Raw genomic sequence first — 17,460 nt, 5'->3', positions numbered from 1 at the left:
TATTTCTATACAATTCAGAAATCTTTTATGCATTTACACAAGATATTTTACGCTCTCTTTTGTTTACAAAATTCAACTATTTGAGTTTTTCTGTTGATTAGATCTATAATAAAGTTTAGATGGGGGTAAGTATAATATAGATTCTTTAGTTTCTGTATTGTCATATCAGTTCAACAACCATTTGGATAAGGTTATTGTACCTTTATTTTTTTATTATTTAAATAATGCCATTCTTATGTATCCAACTAGCCATAAGTAAACTATTTTCTTTGTTGATAAAATGAAAGCCGGGTGAATTTTAAAATCGAGTTCTGCATTTGTTTGAAACAAAATCACATACCTTAGCTGTCTGTACTTTTGTTACAACTGCATTATTGTGTTTTAAATTTTTTATAATTAACAAATGCGGTGTAACTATTTTTAGAATTTTTAAGTTAATTAACAATTACTGACTCACTAATACAACTTATTTAAGATTACATCAGATTAATGTTGGCTTCATAAAATGAAAGGATGAATTATCGTGAAAATAACATTAATAACACAGTATTTAGAGGGACATGGCGGTACCGAAAGAGTCATTTCGAACTTGGTCAACGAAGATTTAAAAAATGAATATCAGGTTTTGATCCCTAAAAGCGGAAAACCTGAATGGCTCCAATGGATTACACGTACTACCGGCTACCAACTTAAAATTTGCCATGCACAAGATACACAAGCACAAAAAGAGTTTATTGAAAAAAATGTTTTAGCAGCAGAACCAGATATCGTTTTGGGACTCGAAGGCAGAGCTTGTGTAACTGCCTATCAGATCAGGAAAAAATATGACCTTCATTATAAAATTGTTTCTTGGGGACATACCTCCATTGCTGAATCAAACATTTTTGCTCGTCAAGAACTTGCTTTCTCAGAATATCATCTTGCAATTAGTACAGGGATAAAAAAACAGTTGATCAAACTCGGGGTCCCAGCCCAAAAAATCTTTCTGATCTATAATCCTATCCGCACTGTAAATAAGAAAACAATCAGCACACCTAAAGCTAACGCTCCTTTCCATGCAATTTTTATTGGAAGAATATTGTTGGATGATCAAAAAAATGTACGTATGCTTCTTGAATCAATGGCACAGCTTAATATTCCTTGGAAACTGGACATCTTTGGCAAGGGAGCTGATCTTCCAAAAGCAAAAACATTAGCAAATGATTTGCATATTTCACAAAACATTAACTGGCAAGGTTGGATGCCTAATCCTTGGGAAGCAATTAATGAAGCTGATTGCCTGCTGCTCTGTTCAAAATATGAGGGATTCCCAATGGTTGTTATTGAAGCTGCTTCTTATGGCTTGCCAATTGTTTCAACAAACTGTCCTACTGGACCGGCAGACATCATTAATTCCCACAATGGAATTTTAACTCCAATGAACGACCAAAAAGCTTTTATAGCTGCATGCCGGCAAATCTATCGTTTGCGTGGTAAATATAATCATACAGATATCAAAAAAACAGTTTTGAAATTTGATATTTCTCGCTATATTAAGCACATAGAAAACATCTATAACTTAATTGCTGCTGATAATAAAAACACAGATAAATCAGCCATTAAACTTTCTTCTTTATAATAGGTTCTTTATCAAGTGGTACTGATGAAATGAATTATTAAAAATAATAAGCAATTGGTCTACTTGGTCAAGCTGCTTGTTCCTGAATGGAATGAGCAGCTTTTTTAATGTGACTATGAAAATTCAAACTGACATAACTATTCTTTAATTCGATGAGAAGACGTAAACGGAAGTTTTCAAAGTTCCGGAAACCGTAAGCAGTCTTTTTAATGGCTTTGATCTTGTTGTTTGTTCCTTCCACGGGTCCATTAGAAAAGGTCGTCTGAAAGCTGTTCTTGATTTCTTGTAGATGTTTACGCAAGGTACGATTAGTTTTTTTGATGGGCTCAGGCATGCCTGCAGCTGAACGTGTTAGACTTTCTAAGAGCCTTGGATCTCGCTGCTGGACAGCTTGTAAAAGTGTTTGATAATAAACGTAAGCTTGTCGCAAAGCGGAGGACATATTTAATAAACGCTCCACAATATCCTGTTCACATAACTGCATATTACGAAAGTTTCTGCTTTTACGATAGGTTTTAAAATCAAGTTTGGTCGAGTCTTTAGTTAACAATTTCCAATAATGTTTCAAAGCACGTGCGTTGTGCGAACCCTGTCCCGCCTGTTTCATGGTTTGTGTCCGAACTAAGTTTAAGGCCCGATAAGCTTGGGTTACGACATGGAAGCGGTCGGCAATGATCAGCGCTTGCGGAAAGATCTCATGGATCAAGGATCGATAAGGCGAGTACAGATCAACTGTGACCGTTTGGACTGCCCAGCGAGCTTGACGGTCATATTGTAAAAAGTAACTTCGTAAGTATGTATTATGCCGAGAACGCACGATATCTAACGTGCGGCGTGTCGCAATGTCCATGACAATGATACTCATGCCGCTACTAGAAAAGTTGCCCGCTTTAAAGTCGTCAAAAGCGATATTTTGCGGTAAGAAATGATGATTGGGCCTTAAGTAAGTTGAGAGCTCTTGCGCAAAGCGCATCACTGTCATTCCAGAGATCCCAAAATCAGCGGCAATATCTTTTTGTGAGATATTCTGGTCTAATTTAGAAATAGCCTGATATTTAACGGCTTGTGAGATTTGGTCGTTAGCCTTGACGTCCTTGATCTCCGCAAGTTTTGTAATAGTTTTAGGGCAGGCAGCTGAAGCCGGGCAGAGATATTTTTGTTTGCGGATCGAAAAAACATTTGTGATCCCACCCGAAGGCAAACCGAGCATCTCAACGGTTTTAAAACCGTTGTAGCGCATTTTTTGACCACAAACTGGGCAAGCACAAGGATAAGATTGCCGCAAATGGATCTTGCGGACTTTTTTATGTTGGTAAAATCCTGCAGCTATCACTTTATTCTTATATTTTGGATCAAATTCCAGGTGTGAGTCTTTAATTCCCAATAGATCCAGTGTACAATTCTTCATGTAGGACATTCCTTTCAGTGTAGGGATTGTTTCTTTGAGATGAAGTGTGTCTTCATCTCTATTTTTTTATCATAAAACAAAATTGGTACTGAGAGAAGATTTTTCTATCAGTACCAAATATTATAGAACCCAGTTTTAAGACAATCCGTTGGTGTTAAGAAGGGATCGGGTACTACATGGTTTTGTAAATGTGATTGTGGTAATTATACCGACGTGGCAAGCACAAAACTTATTCAAGGAACTACCAAGAGTTGTGGTTGTCAATTAAAGAAGGCACGAGAAAAATGGAAAAATATTTACAAAGATGAAAAGATACAAGAGAAGATAAAAAAAACTTTTAGAAAAAATGACGGTCGTGAAAAAAATACTAAACTATCTATATTGGAACTAGCAACAAGCGACAAATTAAAGGCAAATAATTCTAGTGGTGTAACAGGGGTTTCTTATAGTAAACGTGATAAGAGGTGGCGTAGCTATATCACAGTAAAACATATACGCTACGAGCTAGGATATTTTAAAGATAAGGAAAGTGCAATCCAAGCTCGAAAAAAAGCTGAAAAAGAATTAGTTGAACCCATTTTAAAAAAATACAAAAATAAATAAAAAATTCATAGCCTTTATAAGACACGAAATAGATTTGTTATAAAAAATAAGCTGAAAAATACCTTACTACCCAATTTTTTACAGACATGATATAATAGAAGCAGAAAAAGAAGCCTTGCTTGAACAAGACTTCCCATGTAGAACCGTTTAAGACGGTGGCATAACTTAATACGATTAAATAACCGCTAGCTTGCCAGAGCTAAGGCGGTTATTTTTTTTGCTGATTTTTAATCAACTCAACAACTAATGCGATTAAGGCCACGATAAAAGTACCGAAAGCCAGCATTAATTGTAAAGCGTCCGAAACGGACACTTGGGCTACTCCTTTCCTAGAATGTGAGTTTATAGTTTTTACACCATAAGCACCACCCCCTTTAAGGAAATAGCCACCGCCTTAACTTCTCTACTTGAACTATTATACAGGATAACTAGTAATTTACCTATTGATGATTAATGTTATATTACCTTAATAGGCATTGAAACATTGCATTTAAGTTTTATTGTGTATAACGATGTTACACAAATTAAATCGGTGGTGGTTTAAAATGAAAAAAATTTATTTTTTATGTACAGGAAATTCTTGTCGCAGTCAAATGGCTGAAGGATATGCCAAAAGTATACTATCGCCCGATATTTTTGAGATAGAAAGCGCGGGTATTGAAACGCATGGACTAAATCCAAATGCTGTTAAAGTTATGGCTGAAGACGGAGTAGATATTAGTAGCCACTACTCTAAATTAATTGATCTAAAGTATTTTAATACTTCAGATTTAGTTATTACTTTATGTGGTGATGCAAAGGATAAATGTCCTATGCTTCCCCCGAAAAAAAAAAGTTTACACTGGCCTTTATCTGACCCAGCGCAAGCAACAGGAACATTAGAAGAGCAACTAGAAGTATTCCGTAAGGTTCGTGACGAGATTAAAAAATTAATTATAGATTTAAATGACCACTTTCATTGATTACAGAAAAGCGACATAACTCAACGGTTGTGTCGCCTTTTTTTGATAATTAATTATACTTTAGTACATCATCACTAAACGAAAATATTCATTCAATAAATAGAGTTTTAATATATTGAACTGTCCTTGGGGAGATGTTAAAGGCCTCAGAAGTGTCTTTAGTGGTATGTGACTGTGAATATTCAAAGATGGCTGTGTTACGGCTATCTTTTTTTCTTTTGGGTCTGCCCTCTTTATAGTTAGGATTGTGTTGCTTGGCAAATATTTTTCCTGCTTGTGTGCGTTCAATGATCATGTCACGTTCCATCTCCGCAACCGACAATAAGGTTCTAACAATCATACGACCCATAGGGGTGTTATCAATCGTTCCTAAGTTTAAAACTTTGATAACGATTTTTTCTTTTAATAGGGAGTCGATTAAATTTAGCGCTTCTCGCGTGTTACGGGCAAAACGGTCTAATTTTGTGACAATCAAAGTATCATTGGGTTCAACTAAATGAACTAATTTTTCGAATTGGGGACGTGTGGTCGTGGTCCCAGAATATTTTTCACTCATAATGATATCAGCACCAGCATTTTTTAAAGTATCTTTTTGTTCACTTAAAGATTGTCCTGCTGTTGATACTCGTGCGTAGCCATAAACTGTCATTTTTAACCTCATTAAATTGCATAATTAAATTGCATAGTATAAAGCCTATTATACCAAAGAATATAAAAAGCGCAAAATACTTATAAGTTTTTTGCATTTAATAAGATAAATAAAAACCAGGTCGTGTAAAATATTAGGATTTACTCTCTGTGTCTAAATGAGACATTTTGTATTAATTATTTTAATCGAAACCATATGTAAAATGTGGTCTAAGTAACTGAATAAAAATAGTCCATTTTTTTAGTATAAGAGCACACTCAAGGCCAGTGAAGTTTCGGTATGTCCGTAGCCACCGTCGTTTAGCGCCTTTTGATGGTCAGCATATCTCAGAATGACGACCCAGGCAGCGGGGGTTGTTGCGGTGATGTTGGTCGATTGGTGGTTGGTACTTGCAAGGTAAAGATGAATCGTAGCCATTGTTGGGGCCTCCTTAGTGGTAATGATAATCCATTGAGTGGTTCATCTAATAGCTTTGTAAAAACTAGCCAGCTTCATTTTAAATTAATGAATAATTTTAACGTGAAACTACAATAGTTACAAAATTTAGTGAATTGCCGGTGCGTATTACTATGATTTTTGGCGCATTATGCTACGATTAAATACATGGATAATTAAGAAGTTATTAAGCAATAAAGGTGAGCACTGGTGGTTAGCATGCAGACATTAATACAGACGTTTATAGATCGACGCGGGGATTTGCTGACTGCGCTATGGCAACACTTGGGGATTTCATTAGCATCATTAGTCATCGCAATGGTAATTGCGATTCCGTTGGCTATTTGGGTCGTTCGACGACCACGGTGGGCCGAGGGATTATTACAGCTCACGAGTGTCTTACAGACGATTCCGTCTTTGGCACTGTTAGGGTTATTGATTCCGTTAGTTGGGATTGGAACGGTGCCAGCAGTAATTGCGCTGGTGATCTATGCTTTACTGCCAATTTTTCAAAATACTTATTTGGGTATCTCAGAAATTGACGCCTCAATTGAAGAGGCCGCCGATGCCTTTGGGATGTCACGAATGCGTAAGTTGTTTAAAGTTGAACTACCCATTGCCCTACCACAGATCATTGCTGGGATTCGGACCGCGCTCGTCTTAATTATTGGGACGGCTACTTTGGCCGCTTTGATTGGTGCTGGGGGTCTCGGGACCTTTATCATGCTCGGTATTGACCGTAATGATACCTCGTTATTATTGATTGGGGCTATCTCATCAGCATTGTTAGCAATTCTGCTGAGTGCGCTCGTTCGGTGGTTTCAAACGGCTAAACCACGCCACGCCTTAATTGTCTTTGTCGGTATTTTAGCTTTACTAGGTGGTGGCGGGGCTTATAGTGTTTATGCCAATCGAGTTGAAACAATTACGATTGCAGGTAAACTCGGTTCTGAACCAGAAATCTTGATTAATATGTATAAGCAGCTGATTGAAGCTGAAGATGAGCATGTTCATGTGACGCTCAAGCCTAACTTTGGCAAGACCACGTTCTTATTCAGCGCGTTAAAGAATAATCAGGTTGATATTTATCCTGAATTTACTGGCTCGGTGCTGGAGACCTTAGGTAAGGGAAATAACCCAGCTGGTCAAACAGCTAACCAGACCTATCAGCTCGCCAAACAGCGCCTCGCTAAACAGGAACAAATGACTTACTTGAAGCCGATGCAGTATAACAATACGTACGCATTGGCAGTGACTAAGAAATTTCAACAAGAACATCATTTGAAGACAATCAGCGACTTAACGCAAGTTGAATCGATTCTGAAACCCGGAATGACCCTAGAGTTTATTGATCGTAATGATGGCTTAGAAGGAATCAAGAAGACTTATGGGTTAGACGTGACTGCAAAGTCGATGGAGCCGGCGCTACGCTATGAAGCTATCAGTAAGGGGAAAATCAACTTGGTAGATGCCTATGCGACGGATAGTGAATTACGGCAGTATCACTTGGCCTTATTGAAGGATAACAAGCACTTCTTCCCAACGTATCAAGGGGCACCGTTGATGAAGACGAGCTTTGCCAACAAACATCCTAAGGTCGTTAAAGCGTTGAATAAGTTAGCAGGAAAGATTTCAGAAACTGATATGCAAGAAATGAACTATGAAGTCAATGTTAAGAAGCAGTCCGCTTCGACGGTTGCACATCGCTATCTTGTGAAGCACGGTTTATTGAAGGAGGGACGTTAAATGACAACGGCAATTGAATTTCAACACGTCCAGAAAGACTTTAATGGGCAGACCGTGATTCCCGACCTTAATTTAACGATTGACCAGGGTGAGCTATTTGTTTTGGTAGGGACTTCTGGGAGTGGCAAAACGACGTCACTTAAAATGATCAACTGCTTAGAGCCATTGACGGCTGGTAAAATCCTAGTTAATGGTACTGATACAACCACGATACCAGTCCGAAGTCTACGGTGGCAAATGGGGTATGTCTTACAGCAAATTGCCTTGTTCCCAACGATGACGGTGGCGCAAAATATCGCCGTGATTCCAGAAATGAAAGGGACAGCTAAGAAGGAAATTAATCAAACGATTGATGAGCTATTGGCGGAAGTTGGCCTCGATCCAAAGGAATACCGTGACCGGATGCCGTCAGAATTATCCGGTGGTGAGCAGCAACGCATCGGTATCTTACGGGCGATTGCGGCGCAACCAGATATTGTTTTGATGGATGAACCATTTAGTGCGTTAGACCCCATCTCGCGGCAACAATTGCAAGACTTGGTCTTACGGCTACACGCCCGCTATCACAACACGATCGTCTTCGTGACGCATGATATGAATGAGGCGTTGAAGTTGGGTGACCGGATCGGTGTCATGCAACACGGTCAGTTAATACAAGTCGATACGCCGGCTGCTCTGGCTCAGCATCCAGTGAACGACTTTGTGCGGAACTTCTTTGGCGCGAGCCGAGCTAAAAATGTCTATGATGTCTACGTTGGGCGTGTAGGGCTTATTCAGGGTTATCTCACAGAAAAACCCAGTGTTGCGAGTGGTCGGATTCAATCGTTAGACGTTCAAGCCACGTTACGCACCGCCTTTACGGCATTGACAGATCACGATTATGTGGCGGTCACGGAAGAAAATCGGGTTGTTGGCTATTTGGATAGCCAACGAATCGTGGCTTACTTGAGTCAACATGAAGAAGTATCTTAATCGTCAATTAAGGATGAATCAGTTACACTAGGTTGTGATAATTGATGGTCGCTAATGAATTTAAGGAGGAATTTCGAATGGCGGAACAGTACGATGTTGTTGTGATTGGTGGCGGACCAGCCGGCAATGCCATGGCTAGCGGATTAAAGGCTCAGGGCAAGACAGTGTTGATCGTTGAAGCGGATCTGTGGGGCGGCACTTGTCCTAACCGCGGTTGTGACCCTAAGAAAATCCTATTAAGCGCCGTCGAAGCGCGACAAGCAGCGCAACATTTACAAGGGCAGGGCCTGATTGGTGCGCCCAAAATTGATTGGCCAGCACTGATGGCGCATAAACGAGGCTATACGGATGGCATCAACGATGGGACGTTGAACGGACTAAAGGGGCAAGATATTGCGACGTTACATGGTCAAGCGCACTTTCAATCCGACAATCAGTTAGCGGTCGGGGATCGAGTAGTCAGTGCGACTGATTACGTGATTGCCACTGGTCAGCGTCCGGCGATTCTACCGATTACCGGGCACGAATACTTTAAGACGAGCACTGACTTCTTAGATTTGGACCAGATGCCTAAACGCGTGACATTCGTAGGTGGTGGCTACGTAGGCTTTGAATTGGCGACGATTGCGAATGCCACTGGCGCTGATGTGCACGTGATTCATCATAATGACCGCCCGTTAAAAGCTTTTGATGCAGATTTGGTTAAGGATTTGATGGCCGCAATGACGGCTGATGGAATCACGTTTGACTTGAATACGGATGTCCAAGCAATTACTAAAACGGCGACCGGTCTACAATTGACAGCTGATAATTTCGAGCTGACAACGGATCTGGTCATCAGCTCAGCGGGACGGATTCCGAACGCGGACCAGTTAGGTCTAGCCAACGTGGGCGTTACCTTTGATCGGCATGGGATTCAAGTCAACGATCATTTGCAGACGGCCAACCCGCACATTTATGCCATTGGGGATGTCAGCGATACACCGGTACCGAAGTTAACGCCAGTTGCAGGTTTTGAAGCGCGTTATCTGGTCGGTGAGTTGACGCATCCCGGCGCAGCCATGAAGTATCCCGTTGTGCCAACGCAGGTTTTTGCAGCGCCCAAGTTAGCGCAAGTCGGGATCAGCGCGGCCGCGGCGACTGAGCATCCAGATGAGTATCGTGTCAATACACTTGATATGACGAAGTGGTTCACTTATTACCGCTTTGGCGCACAACAAGCCCAAGCTAAAGTAGTGGTTGCTAAAGCGAGTGGGCAGGTTGTGGGTGCTACCCTTCTAAGTGATGTTGCCGACGAGATGATTAACTACTTCACGTTGTTAATTGAAAAACACGTGACTTTACCAGATTTACAACGGTTGGTATTGGCTTACCCAACGCCGGCTAGTGACTTACAATATTTGTATTAATGTGTGGTTGAATTAAATCAACGTCCTCGCAAAGTGTTAAACTATGAAACCCCATATGAAGTATTTTTTGACAAACCGTTGCACTTAGTTTGACAATTCGCCGAACACAAAAAAGAGTATCCTGGTTATTTATTCTCTGAAACAGAGAATAAAGATATTTTTTTAAAATACTCAATTAGCAAAATCATAGAGAAACATGATGCACAATTGAACAGCGATAGTCTTTGGAATAACCCTGAAATAAAAGCGCTACAAGGAGTTACGCCCCAAATGATTCTTACAACTAATTATGATCTTTTATTAGAGAAGGTTTTTCCGCAGTATGATTCATATATAGGCCAAGATTCAATAAAGAGTAATCTAAATGACTTTAGAATAATGAAAATTCACGGATCAGTTAATGATCCCAAGTCAATAGTAATAGATGCCGCTGACTATAATGAGTTTTCAGTTCGACAAGAGTATATGGTAGCGAAACTGCTTACTTATTTTGTAGAGTATCCTATTATTTTCTTGGGCTATAGCGTTTCCGATGACAATATCAAGAAGATTTTAAATAGCGTTAAAAAAATAATGACCTCCCCTAAAAATGTGTCGATTCCAAAATTAGAAAACATTTTCTTTGTAGAATGGAATGACAAGCAGAATCCGGTTCTTGATTCCATACCTTCCGAGAAAATAATTGATCTTGGAAATGGTAACGGAGTGAAAGTTAATTATATTTACTTAGATGAATTTAAAAATCTATTTACTTATATTTCACAGAACTCTATAGATGTTGGCGTCTTAAAAACCGTAAACAAAACCATTGACAATATAATAAAAAGCTCGTCAATAACCAATCTTGAGGTTGATGTTGCAAGCATTAATTATTTAAAGAATCCACAAATGTTCCTTTCGTTATTGCAAAAACCCGACATGATGCTATCGCTATCAACATTAAAATCAGCTAACCAATTGGCTTCAGAATTCCCATTCACTCCTACTGAACTAGCCAAGAAGACACATTATTCCAATTGGCAGTTGCTTTACAAAGATATTGATGCCATATCAAAAAAGTATAGTGTAGATATTAGAGGAACTAACAATCAATTTCATGCCTCTATTTCTGGCGGTATTAATCGTTATTCCAAAGTTGCTCTAAACCTTCTTTTGGATCATCATAACGATGAATCCTTAGCAAAATATTTTGTTAAAAGCAAGCAATAAAAGACCACTAGGGTATACCCTATTGGTCTTTTTTATTTCTGTGCTATACTAGGAATTACAAGTGTTCATTAGAACTGTCCAAAATGAGAATTGGAAATGGCTAAAATCGGTTATGCGCGTGTGAGTTCCAAGGAGCAACATTTAATGGACGCGGTTTGCGGGTTAAGCGGTTCTGCGCCAGCATTTGTTTACATTTTCATTGAAGCCTTAGCGGATGCTGGGGTATTGGATGGCTTGCCTCGGCCACTGGCTTACGAATTAGCGGCCCAAACAGTGCTGGGTTCCGCCAAAATGGTTCTTGAAACCGGCAAACACCCTGGTGAATTAAAGGATATGGTCACGTCACCAGGCGGGACCACGATTACGGGTGTTCAGGCTTTAGAAAATAATGGCTTGCGGGCAGCCGTGATTGCGGCAGTCCATGCAGCTACGGAAAAGAGTAAAGAACTCGGCTAAATGGCCAAATAAATAGATCGCAACGTCTGCCAACGTTGTGATCTATTTTTTAATGCCAGAATAATCGTAAACCCGTCATGGCCATGGTCATATGATACCGATCACAGGCTTCGATCACCGCGTCATCCCGGATCGAACCGCCAGGCTGGGCGATATAGCGGACACCGCTTTTAACGGCGCGTTCAATATTATCGCTAAAAGGAAAGAAACCGTCGGAAGCCAGACTGATGTTCTGGAAGTGTTTCAGCCAAGCAGTACGATCTAATTGCTTCAATTCAACGGGCTGGCGGGTAAAATATTGTTCCCAAACATGGTCCGCCAGGATACTTGTGATACCAACTTCAAGAATTTGATCGATCACATTATCTTTGGTAACCTGCTTAACAGTCGGTTGGAAAGGGAGCCCAAGAATCAGAGGATGTTGCCGCAAAAGCCAGCGGTCGGCCTTGCCGCCAGCTAAACGAACACAGTGGATCCGGGATTGCTGACCGGCACCAACCCCAATCGTTTGACCATCATAGGCGTAACAAACGGAATTGGATTGGGTGTATTTGGTGGTGATCAACGCAATTAATAGATCACGAATGGCTGACTGCGGCAACTTGGTTTGCTGAGTGGGGATATTGGTTAATAATGCCGGTGTGATAGTTTGCTGTGAACGTGGCTGTGTCAATTCAAAGCCGAATACTTGGCGAGTGGTTATTGGTTCGGCCGGTGTATAATCAGGATCAATCTGCAAAATCAAGTAACGACCACGTTTTTTTTGTTTTAAAATCGTCAGTGCTTCAGGCGTGTAAGCTGGGGCAATGATCCCATCTGATACCTCATGCTGAATGAGGTGTGCCGTTTCGGCGTCGCATTTTGCAGATAAGCCAATGAAATCGCCATAAGAAGACATGCGATCGGCGCCACGTGCCCGCACGTAAGCAATCGCAATGGCAGACGTTGGGCAGGTGGTTAAATGATAACTTTGACAAAGGGTTTGGTCAAAACGAACGGCGGTGCCGACACCTGCTGGACTGACATGTTTAAAAGAGGCTGCAGCGGCAAGCCCTGTAGCCTCTTGTAATTCGCGGACTAATTGCCAGCTATTTAAAGCGTCTAATAAGTTGATATAGCCAGGCTGACCGTTTAAAACGGTTAGCGGGCTTGTTTGGTTGCCGGGAAAAGTTAACGTTGCCGGTGTTTGATCAGGATTTGTGCCATAACGTAGTGATAAAAGTTGCATCAATTTCCTCCATAAAAAATGCCCACCAGTCCAGGCAGACATCGCCCAGACGGTCGGCATTTTTTCGTATACTTCACGTGGTTACTCCACTTTTTCCGTCAGTCATATACTACTGCTAATATAACGAATTTAAGCTTAAATGGCAAGTGGCGGCACTTGGTTAGTAAAATAATAATGATATTTAGTAAATATTACTCGAACAACTATTAATTTTACAATCTACCATTTACACAAGATATTTTACGCTCTCGTCGTCTGAGAGCACGTGATTATTTACTTTTTACTTTGTTAGCATCGCCGGTTTCCAAAGTCTGTATTTGAGTCGTAAGCGTATTTTGTTCAGACTCAGTTAACGATTCAAAAAAAGTTTTTTGTAATTGGGCTAATCCGTTTTGTTGAGTTGAGCTATACCCTAAAATTACCATAGCTTTCATAAAGTTTTTTAGATGATTGTCAATTCTGAGCGTAGTATCAAAAGTAACACCATCTATTTGTTTAGACTTCGTTTTGTTTGATTCGTTTAGAGAAGATATGGAAATTTCTTTTTGGGGCTGGGGCGCCGATTTTCTAGGAATTATTTTGCTTTTATTTGAGTTAGGATTGTGTAAAAGTTCCACCATGCTAGTCCGCCCTTTCAATAATTTCTTGTGCCACAGAATCGTATAATCTAATTATTTTTTTATCGAACTGATCTTTTAGAAATACACCTCTGATTGAATATCTTTTGATTCTTTCCATATTACGAATTAGGGTTTTTAACATGTTTTCTTTCCCAAATTCTTCTTCTGCTACTTCTAATGTGCTGTGATCAACAGGCGCCCCATTCTTTAATAGCACAGGAAGTATACCGAGTAAATTCAAACTAGGTGCTTCGTATTCATTGATTACCTGTTCCTGTATATATTTTAGAAACGATTCGGCACCCTGAAGACTGTGCTCTTGAGTTTGAAGGATAATCAGAACCCAATCTGAAGCGTATAAGGCGCTATCAGAAATTAAGGAAATAGTCGGTGGCAAATCAAATACCACAAAATCATATTTTTCTTTTAGTGAAGCAAGTAGCTTGCTAAAATATGTAACTCTATCTTTATAATTATTTTTAAACTTTTTTTCCATAATCCGTGGGTACAATGAAAAATCTGCGCTTGATGGAATAAAGTCAATGTTTTTATCCAAAGTAACCAACGATCTTGATAAGTCCTCTTCTTGGATTGATGCAAGCAAGGTTTGATTAAATTTAATATCATCGTGGCCTAAATTAGCCGCGGTTTTAAAGTAAATATCTGTAGCGTTTGCTTGAGGATCGAAATCAATTAATAGCGTTTTTTTACCAGCACGAGCTAGTGCCAGGCATGCAAGCGTGGCATTTGTTGTTTTACCGGTGCCACCTTTAAAATTTCCAAAAGTAATTACTTCACCCATTATACTGACCTCCAATTAAGTATCCTAATATACAAGGATACTTGGATACAAGGATGATAACATACAAAGATACAAGGATACAAGGATACAAGGATACTTTTCTTCTCAAAAGACGTTAAATTAAGATTGACTGCAAGTATCCTAATATACTTAGATACAAGGATACAAGGATACTTAGATACAAGGATATTAATATACAAGGATACAAGGATACAAGGATACATAAAAAGAAATGTTGATTTATCACCAAACAACGAGTAATATTGGTTACATAAAATAGAACATAAAAAAACACCCACCGACGGGAATCGGTGAGCGCCACATAAAAGTCATCACTGTTTAATGACTATTATATCATGGCCGGTGCGATTTTTAAAGCCCTAGGGGACAAGCTGGGGTCTAAATCCAAGGGGACACGTTTGCTAGGGCGACTTCAATAAGTCTGGCTATACCACAACAAGGCTATCTGTACGGCTGGGTGGTGAATGGTGAGCGCGACCATTAACGGCGCGGGTGGTAAAACGAAGCTTCGGCTTGGTGCCATTGATTAGTTGGTGATCGAACAAAAATAAATACGTATCATCAACGCCTTCTAGGGCGTTTTTTAGTAGGCTAAACCGAAAACGTAGGTTTATAATGAGTGGTGGTAGCAATACCGCAATTGTACAGACAAGCGACGGGCGTTAACGACCGACGAACTAAGGGGAAACCTTAGCGTAGAATTGTACTCTGGTTCAGTTATTCCAAATAGCTGTTTCCAGGGAACAATTCTGCGCTCAAAACGCCACTCCCTCTAAACTGAATGGAAAACCGTAACCCGTCAAGACAAATATAAAGAAAATTACTGAATTTAAGCGAATGGTCTAGGAATAAACCAAGAGAATTTCACAAAGTATATTTACCGATAAATCAGGGATTGAATAGCTAGATCAATTGTTTCCCAGAAATTTTCACAAAGGTAAAATAACGGATCGTTGTTTTACCTTTGTGAATGGTGGTTACTTGGGATAAGCCCCATTATGTGAAGTAGAAATTGGTATACTAAAAAAGGCTCCCGGTTTAACGAAGCTGCTGAAAAACTAGATATAAATGGGTACTGTGTCGTGCAACGCGCGAAACAGTACCCTTTTTTGATATACTCTTTTTGAGGTGAACACCATGCTTAAACATCAATCGGAACTGACATTGAGTCCTTATGCTGCACTATACGATATCCTGATTCCTGAAGATAATGAACTCCGTCGTCTCAATGACCTGGTGGATTTCTCCTTTATCTATCAAGAATTGATTGATTGCTATTCGATGGGTGAAGGCCGAACTGCGGTTGATCCCGTTGTGATGTTTAAGTACCTTTACCTCAAGGTTCGATATAACTTGTCTGACCGCGATTTAGTTGAACGAGCCAAAACTGATATGGCCTTCAAATTCTTTCTCGGTTTGGCGCCTGAGGCAGATGTCATTCACCCCTCTTTATTGACCAAATTTCGTCGCCAGCGGTTGAAAGATATGGATCTACTTCAACTTTTGCTTCGCAAAACTGTTGAGATTGCGATTGATAAAGGCGTCCTTAAGAGTAAGGCTCTGATTGTCGATGCAACACACACAGTTTCACGATTCAATATAAAATCACCCGTTGAATCATTACGACAAGCCTCAAAAATTCTGCGCAAACATATCTATCAAGCCAAACCCGCAATCAGGGATATCTTACCGACCAAACCAACTGGAAGTGACCTTGAGGAAGAACAGGACTACACCAAAAATTTAATTGATACCGTTAAAGCTCACCCCGAAGTGGCCGTGGCTCACGGCGTGCCAGAGGCACTCCATTCACTTGAAGAAGTCATTGATGACGTTCAATCCGGCATTGCACATTCTAAGGACAAGGATGCTAAAATTGGTCACAAAACTAAAGACACCTCATTTCTTGGCTATAAGACTCACCTTGCAATGACGACGGATCGTATGATTACCGCAGCTGTGATCACGACAGGCGAAAAAGGTGACGGTCGCTTCCTCAAAAATCTGGTTGAATTGTCACGTGCTAATGGTGTGGATCCAGATTCAGTTCGTGGTGATCATGCCTATTCTGGTAAAGAAAACCTTGAACTTGCAGACAAGCAAAACTGGAAATTATATTCTCGTTTGACTCCAACTATCTCTAACGGCAATCGAAATGCAAAAGACGAGTGGGATTATAACAAAGATGCTGGCATGTTTATTTGTCCGGCTGGACACACAGCGATTCGTAAAGCGAGAATGGGTAAGAAGAACCAAGGCATAAATCAGGTCTTAACGTACTTCTTTGATGTTGAAAAATGTCAAAAATGCCCATTACGTGATGGTTGCTACAAGCCTGGCGCTAAGTCTAAGTCCTACAGTGTCTCTTTGAAATCAAACATCCATCAAAAACAGATGGCATTTGAGGAAACTGAAGAATTCAAAACAGAGGTAAAACTTCGCTATCGAATTGAAGCGAAGAACGCTGAACTTAAAATCAAACATGGCTACGGTAAATGTTGGTCCAATGACATTCAAGCCATGACGCTCCAAGGGGCTATGACACTCTTCTATGCCAACATGGAGCGAATCTTGACCCAAACGGCCAAGAAGGAGGGCTAGAAACAGACCTTGAAAATGCAAAAAGCGGGTTGGAATTTCCAAATTCGAAATTCCAACCCGCTTTTAATATCCACAAACTATCAAATGGATCTGTTTTTCAGCAGCTTCGGTTTAACACTGGAGGCTTTTTTTTTCTAGGTTACATATTTTGAGGATGAATGTTTTTATCTTCGTAGCTTTGTAGCTTTTACTTGGGTGCTGTAACATGATGAATACTGCTTAGTTTTTGGTGCCGTACCCCGCAATAGATGCGTCGCTTCGTTGGTATTATCTTAAATGCTAAGTACCGAGTTGAGAAGGATCATAAAGATATTGGCGTCATAATCCCACTGGACGACGAAGAACTTAAATTTTTAATGACTAAAGCCTTGAGACGTTACTTTAACGCCCTAAGAAGCAATGAGAAGCACATCAAGAACGTTGAAAACTACTTGTACGGCACCATGCAAAACCTATTTGGCGTTTGGTGGAATAAACAAGCGGCTAGAGAATATGCGGCCAAACACCCCGAAGAAGAAAAGTCGGCCGACAACGATAACAGTGGGTTGTACTACTAGTCCTAAAAGGCTACAAAATCCTTTCTAAGCGGTTTTAAGACTTACTAACCATTTATACTTAAGTTAGATTTAAATGGCTTAAGCAGAAGAATAGGGGCTTTTAAATGAGTGTCAGAGCTAACCAGGCTAACCAGCTCAAAAGTTCAGCCTTTAGATCAACGCCA

Annotated in this window: 14 protein-coding genes, 3 pseudogenes and 1 riboswitch; of the genes and pseudogenes, 10 read left to right on the top strand and 7 right to left on the bottom strand. The window is 40.1% G+C overall.

Going from position 1 to position 17,460, the window contains the following annotated elements; genetic code table 11:
• The first annotated feature begins 523 nt into the window (after nucleotides 1-523).
• The gene (locus FD20_RS10750; protein ID WP_003691196.1) at nucleotides 524-1,618 is read left to right on the top strand and encodes a glycosyltransferase; all 1,095 of its coding nucleotides are present in this window, start codon (nucleotides 524-526) and stop codon (nucleotides 1,616-1,618) included.
• A 67-nt stretch (nucleotides 1,619-1,685) separates the two neighbouring features.
• Here the strand turns inward: FD20_RS10750 and FD20_RS10745 are convergent, their stop codons facing one another.
• Nucleotides 1,686-3,026: an ISL3 family transposase gene (locus FD20_RS10745; RefSeq protein ID WP_003691194.1), complete on the bottom strand. Its 1,341-nt coding sequence runs from the start codon at nucleotides 3,024-3,026 to the stop codon at nucleotides 1,686-1,688.
• Nucleotides 3,027-3,239: 213 nt separating this feature from the next.
• On the opposite strand from FD20_RS10745, the gene FD20_RS10740 reads away from it, so the two are divergent.
• Complete coding sequence (locus tag FD20_RS10740) at nucleotides 3,240-3,629, top strand: AP2 domain-containing protein (protein ID WP_003691192.1); 390 nt, start codon at nucleotides 3,240-3,242, stop codon at nucleotides 3,627-3,629.
• Between the two features lie 208 nt (nucleotides 3,630-3,837).
• Here the strand turns inward: FD20_RS10740 and FD20_RS10735 are convergent, their stop codons facing one another.
• The gene (locus FD20_RS10735; RefSeq protein ID WP_046870757.1) at nucleotides 3,838-3,942 is read right to left on the bottom strand and encodes a putative holin-like toxin; all 105 of its coding nucleotides are present in this window, start codon (nucleotides 3,940-3,942) and stop codon (nucleotides 3,838-3,840) included.
• Between the two features lie 232 nt (nucleotides 3,943-4,174).
• Between FD20_RS10735 and arsC the strand changes: the two genes are divergently transcribed.
• Nucleotides 4,175-4,591 (top strand): arsenate reductase (thioredoxin), encoded by a 417-nt coding sequence (gene arsC / locus FD20_RS10730; RefSeq protein WP_057738481.1) that lies wholly within the window; start codon nucleotides 4,175-4,177, stop codon nucleotides 4,589-4,591.
• A gap of 88 nt (nucleotides 4,592-4,679) precedes the next feature.
• Here arsC and FD20_RS10725 read toward each other — a convergent pair whose 3' ends face one another.
• A complete protein-coding gene (locus FD20_RS10725) occupies nucleotides 4,680-5,240 on the bottom strand; it encodes a recombinase family protein (protein ID WP_057738479.1) in 561 nt (186 codons plus the stop codon).
• A 249-nt stretch (nucleotides 5,241-5,489) separates the two neighbouring features.
• A pseudogene (locus tag FD20_RS10720) lies at nucleotides 5,490-5,657 on the bottom strand (ribonuclease H); the annotation flags it as partial.
• Nucleotides 5,658-5,894: 237 nt separating this feature from the next.
• Between FD20_RS10720 and FD20_RS10715 the strand changes: the two are divergent.
• The 5 genes and pseudogenes from FD20_RS10715 to FD20_RS10695 all read left to right on the top strand — a co-directional run.
• Nucleotides 5,895-7,421: an ABC transporter permease/substrate-binding protein gene (locus FD20_RS10715; protein WP_057738477.1), complete on the top strand. Its 1,527-nt coding sequence runs from the start codon at nucleotides 5,895-5,897 to the stop codon at nucleotides 7,419-7,421.
• Nucleotides 7,422-8,393, top strand: a complete 972-nt coding sequence (locus tag FD20_RS10710; RefSeq protein WP_010008889.1) for an ABC transporter ATP-binding protein — start codon at nucleotides 7,422-7,424, stop codon at nucleotides 8,391-8,393.
• Between the two features lie 77 nt (nucleotides 8,394-8,470).
• A complete protein-coding gene (locus tag FD20_RS10705) occupies nucleotides 8,471-9,802 on the top strand; it encodes a dihydrolipoyl dehydrogenase family protein (RefSeq protein WP_057738476.1) in 1,332 nt (443 codons plus the stop codon).
• A gap of 207 nt (nucleotides 9,803-10,009) precedes the next feature.
• Complete coding sequence (locus FD20_RS13015) at nucleotides 10,010-11,011, top strand: SIR2 family NAD-dependent protein deacylase (RefSeq protein ID WP_157060916.1); 1,002 nt, start codon at nucleotides 10,010-10,012, stop codon at nucleotides 11,009-11,011.
• 135 nt (nucleotides 11,012-11,146) lie between these two features.
• Nucleotides 11,147-11,467, top strand: a pseudogene (locus FD20_RS10695) (pyrroline-5-carboxylate reductase dimerization domain-containing protein); the annotation flags it as partial.
• Nucleotides 11,468-11,516: 49 nt separating this feature from the next.
• On the opposite strand, the gene FD20_RS10690 reads toward FD20_RS10695, so the two are convergent.
• The 3 genes from FD20_RS10690 to FD20_RS10680 form a co-directional block, all read right to left on the bottom strand.
• Nucleotides 11,517-12,755 (bottom strand): phosphoribosylaminoimidazolecarboxamide formyltransferase, encoded by a 1,239-nt coding sequence (locus tag FD20_RS10690; RefSeq protein ID WP_201782787.1) that lies wholly within the window; start codon nucleotides 12,753-12,755, stop codon nucleotides 11,517-11,519.
• Nucleotides 12,732-12,811, bottom strand: a riboswitch (ZMP/ZTP riboswitch). It overlaps the preceding gene by 24 nt.
• A gap of 153 nt (nucleotides 12,812-12,964) precedes the next feature.
• Nucleotides 12,965-13,315 carry a DUF5388 domain-containing protein gene (locus FD20_RS10685; RefSeq protein WP_011222016.1) on the bottom strand — a complete coding sequence of 117 codons (351 nt, stop codon included), beginning with the start codon at nucleotides 13,313-13,315 and terminating at the stop codon, nucleotides 12,965-12,967.
• Nucleotide 13,316: 1 nt separating this feature from the next.
• On the bottom strand, nucleotides 13,317-14,117 hold the full coding sequence (locus FD20_RS10680) for a ParA family protein (RefSeq protein ID WP_057738475.1): 801 nt from the start codon (nucleotides 14,115-14,117) through the stop codon (nucleotides 13,317-13,319).
• Between the two features lie 1,158 nt (nucleotides 14,118-15,275).
• On the opposite strand from FD20_RS10680, the gene FD20_RS10675 reads away from it, so the two are divergent.
• Together FD20_RS10675 and FD20_RS10670 are read left to right on the top strand one after the other, a co-directional pair.
• Nucleotides 15,276-16,739: an IS1182 family transposase gene (locus FD20_RS10675; RefSeq protein ID WP_057738474.1), complete on the top strand. Its 1,464-nt coding sequence runs from the start codon at nucleotides 15,276-15,278 to the stop codon at nucleotides 16,737-16,739.
• A 215-nt stretch (nucleotides 16,740-16,954) separates the two neighbouring features.
• A pseudogene (locus tag FD20_RS10670) lies at nucleotides 16,955-17,296 on the top strand (replication initiator protein A); the annotation flags it as partial.
• Nucleotides 17,297-17,460: the final 164 nt, after the last annotated feature.

It is taken from the genome of Liquorilactobacillus uvarum DSM 19971, assembly GCF_001434935.1.
Classification (GTDB): domain Bacteria; phylum Bacillota; class Bacilli; order Lactobacillales; family Lactobacillaceae; genus Liquorilactobacillus; species Liquorilactobacillus uvarum.
This window is presented reverse-complemented; position numbering and strand designations above follow the sequence as displayed.

Coding starts and splice junctions, on each gene's coding strand:
- FD20_RS10745 (WP_003691194.1), bottom strand. CDS start 3,026: ATGAAGAATTGTACACTGGATCTATTGGGAATTAAAGACTCACACCTG.
- arsC (WP_057738481.1), top strand. CDS start 4,175: ATGAAAAAAATTTATTTTTTATGTACAGGAAATTCTTGTCGCAGTCAA.
- FD20_RS10725 (WP_057738479.1), bottom strand. CDS start 5,240: ATGACAGTTTATGGCTACGCACGAGTATCAACAGCAGGACAATCTTTA.
- FD20_RS10715 (WP_057738477.1), top strand. CDS start 5,895: ATGCAGACATTAATACAGACGTTTATAGATCGACGCGGGGATTTGCTG.
- FD20_RS10710 (WP_010008889.1), top strand. CDS start 7,422: ATGACAACGGCAATTGAATTTCAACACGTCCAGAAAGACTTTAATGGG.
- FD20_RS10705 (WP_057738476.1), top strand. CDS start 8,471: ATGGCGGAACAGTACGATGTTGTTGTGATTGGTGGCGGACCAGCCGGC.
- FD20_RS10690 (WP_201782787.1), bottom strand. CDS start 12,755: ATGCCGACCGTCTGGGCGATGTCTGCCTGGACTGGTGGGCATTTTTTA.
- FD20_RS10685 (WP_011222016.1), bottom strand. CDS start 13,315: ATGGTGGAACTTTTACACAATCCTAACTCAAATAAAAGCAAAATAATT.
- FD20_RS10680 (WP_057738475.1), bottom strand. CDS start 14,117: ATGGGTGAAGTAATTACTTTTGGAAATTTTAAAGGTGGCACCGGTAAA.
- FD20_RS10675 (WP_057738474.1), top strand. CDS start 15,276: ATGCTTAAACATCAATCGGAACTGACATTGAGTCCTTATGCTGCACTA.